The organism is Phaeovulum sp. (assembly GCF_041596715.1).
Taxonomy (GTDB): Bacteria; Pseudomonadota; Alphaproteobacteria; order Rhodobacterales; family Rhodobacteraceae; genus UBA6213.
In genome coordinates this window covers 1-5,439 of sequence record NZ_JBFHIA010000210.1, presented here as the reverse complement: position 1 = coordinate 5,439, position 5,439 = coordinate 1, and the positions used below count along the sequence as shown (strand labels likewise).

Genomic DNA, 5,439 nt, shown 5'->3' with positions numbered 1-5,439 from the left:
CTGGTGGCGGCGTGCGAAATCCATCACCTGCGCCACTTTCGTTTCGGCAATCTCGAAACTGAACACGCCAACCACCGCCAAGCCCTTCTTGTGCACCGTCAGCATGATTTCAAACGCTGCGGCGTGGCCAAGCCCGAAGAACCGCTCGAGAATATGGACCACGAACTCCATTGGCGTGTAATCGTCATTCAGCAGCATCACCTTGTACATCGGCGGGCGCTGCGTTTTGGTATGCGTCTTGGTCGCCAGCCCGATATGGGTGCCGGGTTCATCCTCACGGTCGGCCAACTGGTCGGGGCGTCTGGGCAAGCGCTGTTCCTGCGGAATCGTGACGATAGTGGATAGCCGCAATATAGGCCGATTGGCCGCGCTGAAAACCCCTGCCATTGCACACGCCATCACGGCGCGTCATGCTTGGGCGTAAAGGAGGGCACATGCGCCACATCACCACCATCGGTTTTGACGCCGACGACACGCTTTGGCACAACGAGCGCTTCTTTCAACTGACGCAAGCGCGGTTTGCAGAACTGCTTGCCGATTACGCGGAACCGGGGCATCTGGCCGAGCGACTGCTTGCCGCAGAGCGCCGCAACCTTGGGCACTATGGCTTTGGCGTCAAAGGTTTCACGCTGTCGATGATTGAAACCGCAATCGAGGTGACGGCGGGGCGTGTACCTGCGTCTGTCATATCCGAGTTGCTTGCCGCCGGGCGCGAGATGCTTGCGCATCCGGTCGAGCTGCTGCCCGGCGCGCGCGAAACCGTAGAGGCACTGGCACCGCACTTCACCTTGGTGCTGATTACCAAGGGCGATCTGCTCGATCAGGAACGCAAACTGGCGCAGTCCGGTTTGGGCGGGCTTTTCCATGCGGTGGAAATCGTGTCGGACAAGCGCACCGATACCTACTCTCGCATCTTCGCCACCCGAGGTTCCGGGGCTTCGGAAGGGCTGATGGTGGGCAATTCCATGAAATCCGACGTGCTGCCAATGCTTACGGCGGGCGGTTGGGCCGCTTGGCTGCCACACCCGCTGACATGGGAGTTGGAAGCCGCCGATCCGCCGGATCGCGCGGTCCGCTTTGTGACGCTCCAGACCCTTGGCGACCTGCCATCGTGGCTCGATCTGCAAACTGGCACATCTGGTGGTTGAGAGAGCCATAGCCGCTAGGGCTTGAGCCACCTTTGATGCCTGCGAACAACAACCCAAAACCTCTTGAATATTTAGTGTTTTCAGGCGCGCATGCGCATGTTAGCGTTGCGAATAAATTAAAGCTCCGGGCACACGGAGCGCGAGGCAAAAAGGGGCAGACCGGTGACCAGGCTTTCGCACTGGGTCCGTTTCGGGCTTTTGTCGATATTTCTTATGCTGGCCCCCGCATTGGCCGCAGCAGCGCCCTACGCGGCGCTGGTGATGGATGCACGCACCGGTGAGGTGCTTTACTCCACCAACGCCGATACCCGCCTGCACCCGGCCTCGCTGACCAAGATGATGACGCTCTACATTGCCTTCGAGGCGGTTGAGCATGGTGAAATCAGCCTTGATACAATGGTCACGATTTCTTCCAAAGCGGCGGGTGAACAGCCGTCGCGCCTTGGCCTGCGGACGGGCCAAAAGATCGCGCTGCGCTACCTCATCCGCGCTGCGGCCATCAAATCAGCAAATGACGCGGCAACCGCGATTGCCGAGGCGATTTCAGGCTCGGTGCCTGCCTTTGCCGAACGGATGACCCGCACCGCCACAGCGCTTGGAATGAAGAACACGACCTTTCGCAACGCAAACGGGCTAACCGAAAGCGGGCATCTTTCGACCGCGCGCGATCTGACTGTTCTGGGTCGGCGGTTGTTTTATGATTATCCCGAGTATTACAACCTGTTTTCACGCCGCTCGGCCGATGCAGGCATGGCCACTGTTACCAGCACCAACCGCGCGTTTCTGGACAGCTATGAAGGCGCCGATGGCATCAAGACCGGTTACACCTCGGCCGCGGGCTTCAACCTGACCGCTTCGGCGGAACGTGGTGGCAAGCGGATCATCGCTACCGTGCTTGGCGGCACCTCGACGCCGCAGCGCAACGCGAAAATGACCGAGTTGCTGAACCTCGGCTTCTCCAAGGCGCCGTCGCGGGTGCGCGAAATCGTTCCTACGCCGCCTGTCTACGTGGCGCAGTCGGCCACGCCGGCATCGCAAGGCAGCGCAGGTGCCAAGGTCGTGCGCGTCTCTGGCGCGGTTCAGACCAGCCCACGCCCGACCCCGCGCGCCATCGGCGTGGCGGCAGCCATTGCCGAAGCCGCGCCTGTCGAAGATATCGATGTGGCCACGGCAGAGCAGCCACCCGCGCCCCCCTCTGGCCCCAGCTTCGCGCCAAGCGAAGCGCCGCAACCGGAAACACTGGCACTGGTCGCCGCGCCCCTAACCGCCCCAGAGCCGCTCGCGCGCCCCCTCACGCCAGACCCCGAAGAACGCAAGTTCACCTCAAGCGAGCCACCGCAGCCTGAAACGATTGCACTTGCTGCGGTGCCCGAGGTTGCAGAAATCGTGGCACTGGCAGAAACGATGCTGGCCGCAGCCGCGCCCGCACCAAGCGACGCGCCGATAGCTGCGGAAACCGCCGTAGCGGACGAACAGATCGCATCCGCCGAAAGCACCGACGCGGCCCTGCCCGAAACACTTTCGCCACTGCTGCTTGACCACTCGCCCCGCCCGATTCCGGCACCGAACCGCACGCCGCCCGAGCCCGTGGCCATTGCCCAGACCGAACCGCAAGCCCCCGTGCCAGCGGTCGAACCTGCCCCGGAAGCCGTGCAGATCGCCTCGGCTCAACCGACCGCGCCAGACCTACCCGCGCCAGCGGCAGCCGCCGCGAATGTAGCGGCCCTCGACACGCCCGCAGCGCCACCCATCGCGTTCTCCTTCTCGACGTCCGAACATGCTCAGCCTGAAACGCTGCTGATGGTTTCAGACCCGCTTCTGCCCACGGCAAATATCGATGCGGCAACGCTATCTGCACCAGAGGTTGCGCCAAAGCCCGCGCAGTCCCCGTTGGCCGTGGGTGTCATATTGACCGCGAATGCGCCACCCGCCCCCGCCCCCGCGGCACTGCCCGAGGTCGTATCGCGCGTGTCCACGTCGGGTAACGAAAGCTGGGGTATTTCGGTGGGCAAGTATTCGACCAGCTATCTGGCCGAAAGGGCGCTGCTGCAAACGGCGCTGATGGAAGCCGAATCCTTGGGCGACGCCAAGCGCAAGGTGGCATCGCGTAGCGGCGGGTTTGATGCAACTTTCGTGGGCATGTCACAAGAACTGGCCGAAATGGCCTGCCGCCGCCTTGCCGCGCGGCAAAGCAATTGCACGCTGATCGCGCCCTGACCTGCCACGCTCAGGGCTTGGGGTGATCGTCCCACTCGGTGTTGAGTATCCGCTCGGCATCGCCCTTTGGATCGTCATACTGGCGGTGACGCATGGTCCAGACAAAGGCGATCAGCCCAATGCCGCCAAGCAATAGGGAAGCCGGTATCAGATAGACGAGAACATCCATCGGGTCTCACTTCAGCCGGAGCGAATTCAGCGACACAGTAACCGAGGATAGCGACATCGCCAAGGCCGCCGCCAGCGGGGTCGCAAACCCCAAAAGCGCAATTGGCACCGCCACAGCGTTGTAAATCAGCGAAATGGCGAAGTTCTGCTTGATCCGCCTGCGCGCCTGTACGGCCAAGCGAACCGCATCGGCAACCGGCGCAAGGTCTGCCCCCAAAAGCACGATATCCGAAGCCGTGCGCGCCGCATCCAGCGCCGAAGCGGGCGAGATCGAAACATGCGCCCCCGCAAGCGCTGCGGTATCGTTCAACCCGTCGCCCACCATCAGCACATGCGCGCCGCTTTCGGCAAGTTTGGCCACCAGAGCCGCTTTTTCCGCAGGCAATGCGCCGGCATGCCAATGAGTGATGCCAAGCCGCGTGGCAAGCGCCAAGACTGCCCCCGAAGTGTCGCCCGAAACCAGATGCACCTCTTTTCCCGCAGCCAGAAACCCGGCCACCGCCGCCTCTGCCCCCGGACGCAGCCGGTCGGCAAACCCGATGGTAAGCGGCGCACGATCGCCTATTTGCAAATGCGTGGCGGTCACCTCGCCGGGGTTCGCGCCTACCCAGTCGGCACGGCCAAGCCGCACGCGTTGGCCTTGCCATTCACCCTCTATGCCAAACCCCGGCACTTCGCGCAGCGCGCTAACTGCGGCGGCCTGCACCCCCAACACGCGCGCCGCCTCGGCCAACGCCAGCGCCAGCGGATGCGCCGAAGCCTCGGCCAAGGCCGCCGCCACCGCCAGATCGCCCGGTGCCAGTTCGGCGAGGTTCTGCGGCTCTGGTGCGCCCATGGTCAGTGTGCCGGTCTTGTCGAACAGCACCGTATCAACCTCGGCCAACCGTTCTAGCGCCGTGCCATCCTTGATCAACATGCCCTTGCGGAACAGTTTGCCCGACGCCGCTGTAACCACGGCAGGCACCGCAAGCCCCAGCGCGCAGGGGCAGGTGATGATCAGCACAGCAGCGGCGATGTTCACCGCAAGCCGCACATCACCGCCCGAAACCTTCAGCCAACCCAGAAACGCCGCAAAGGCGGCCACATGCACCAGCGGCGAATAGGCAGCAGCCGCCCGCTCAGCCAGCGAGGTGTAGCGGTTCTTGGCGCTTTCAGCGGCCGCCACCAGATCGGCCATTCGGTGCAGCGAACTTGCCCGCCCCGCCGCCGACACCCGCAGCGTCAGTGGCCCGGTCAGGTTCACCTCGCCTGTGCTCAGCACAGATCCCGGCCCGGCCCAGACCGGCAAGCTCTCGCCCGTCAAAAGCGATCGGTCCGTCTCGGAGTTGCCCTCGACCACCTCACCATCAGCGGGCACGCGCGCGCCGGGGCGGATGCGGATCAGATCGCCCGGCACCAGATCGCCGATTGGCACCGTTACCTCGACGCCATCGCGCAGCAGTTGCGCGCGCGGCACTTCTAGCGCCGCCAACTCCTCTGCCGCCGAACGCGCCACCGCGCGGGTGCGATAATCAAGGTAGCGCCCGATCAGCAGAAAAAACGTCAGCATCACCGCCGCGTCGAAATAGGCGTGCTGGCCTGAATGTGCCGTTTCGTAGACCGAGATCGACGAGGCGAGGATGATCGCAAGCGAAATCGGCACGTCCATGCCAAGCCGCCCGGCCTTCAGACTGGCCCATGCGCTGGTAAAGAAGGGCTTGCCCGCAAAAACTACGGTCGGCAGCGCAATGGCTGCGGAAATCCAGTGGAACAGATCGCGCGTTGCGGCCTCTGCCCCCGACCAGACGGCGACCGACAGCAGCATGATGTTCATCATGGCAAAGCCGGAAACGCCGATCCGCATCAGGATGTCGCGACCGCGCTTGTCGGCCTCTGTGGCGCTCAGCACATCGGGGTCTAGCTCGTG

The 5,439-nt window shown here is 63.6% G+C and carries 4 protein-coding genes and 1 pseudogene; 2 read left to right on the top strand and 3 right to left on the bottom strand.

Annotated elements, in window-relative coordinates:
- The coding region (locus ABY403_RS12945) for an ATP-dependent Clp protease adaptor ClpS (protein ID WP_372841240.1) at positions 1-309 on the bottom strand (309 nt) is incomplete at its 3' end.
- Positions 310-434: 125 nt separating this feature from the next.
- Between ABY403_RS12945 and ABY403_RS12940 the strand changes: the two genes are divergently transcribed.
- Positions 435-1,148 carry an HAD family hydrolase gene (locus tag ABY403_RS12940; RefSeq protein ID WP_372841239.1) on the top strand — a complete coding sequence of 238 codons (714 nt, stop codon included), beginning with the start codon at positions 435-437 and terminating at the stop codon, positions 1,146-1,148.
- A gap of 213 nt (positions 1,149-1,361) precedes the next feature.
- A pseudogene (locus ABY403_RS12935) lies at positions 1,362-2,127 on the top strand (D-alanyl-D-alanine carboxypeptidase family protein); the annotation flags it as partial.
- Positions 2,128-3,375: 1,248 nt separating this feature from the next.
- Here ABY403_RS12935 and ccoS read toward each other — a convergent pair.
- Both ccoS and ABY403_RS12925 read right to left on the bottom strand, forming a co-directional pair.
- Entirely contained in the window at positions 3,376-3,534 is a 159-nt protein-coding gene (gene ccoS, locus ABY403_RS12930; protein ID WP_372841238.1) for a cbb3-type cytochrome oxidase assembly protein CcoS, read from the bottom strand.
- Between the two features lie 6 nt (positions 3,535-3,540).
- The coding region (locus ABY403_RS12925; protein WP_372841237.1) for a heavy metal translocating P-type ATPase at positions 3,541-5,439 on the bottom strand (1,899 nt) is incomplete at its 5' end.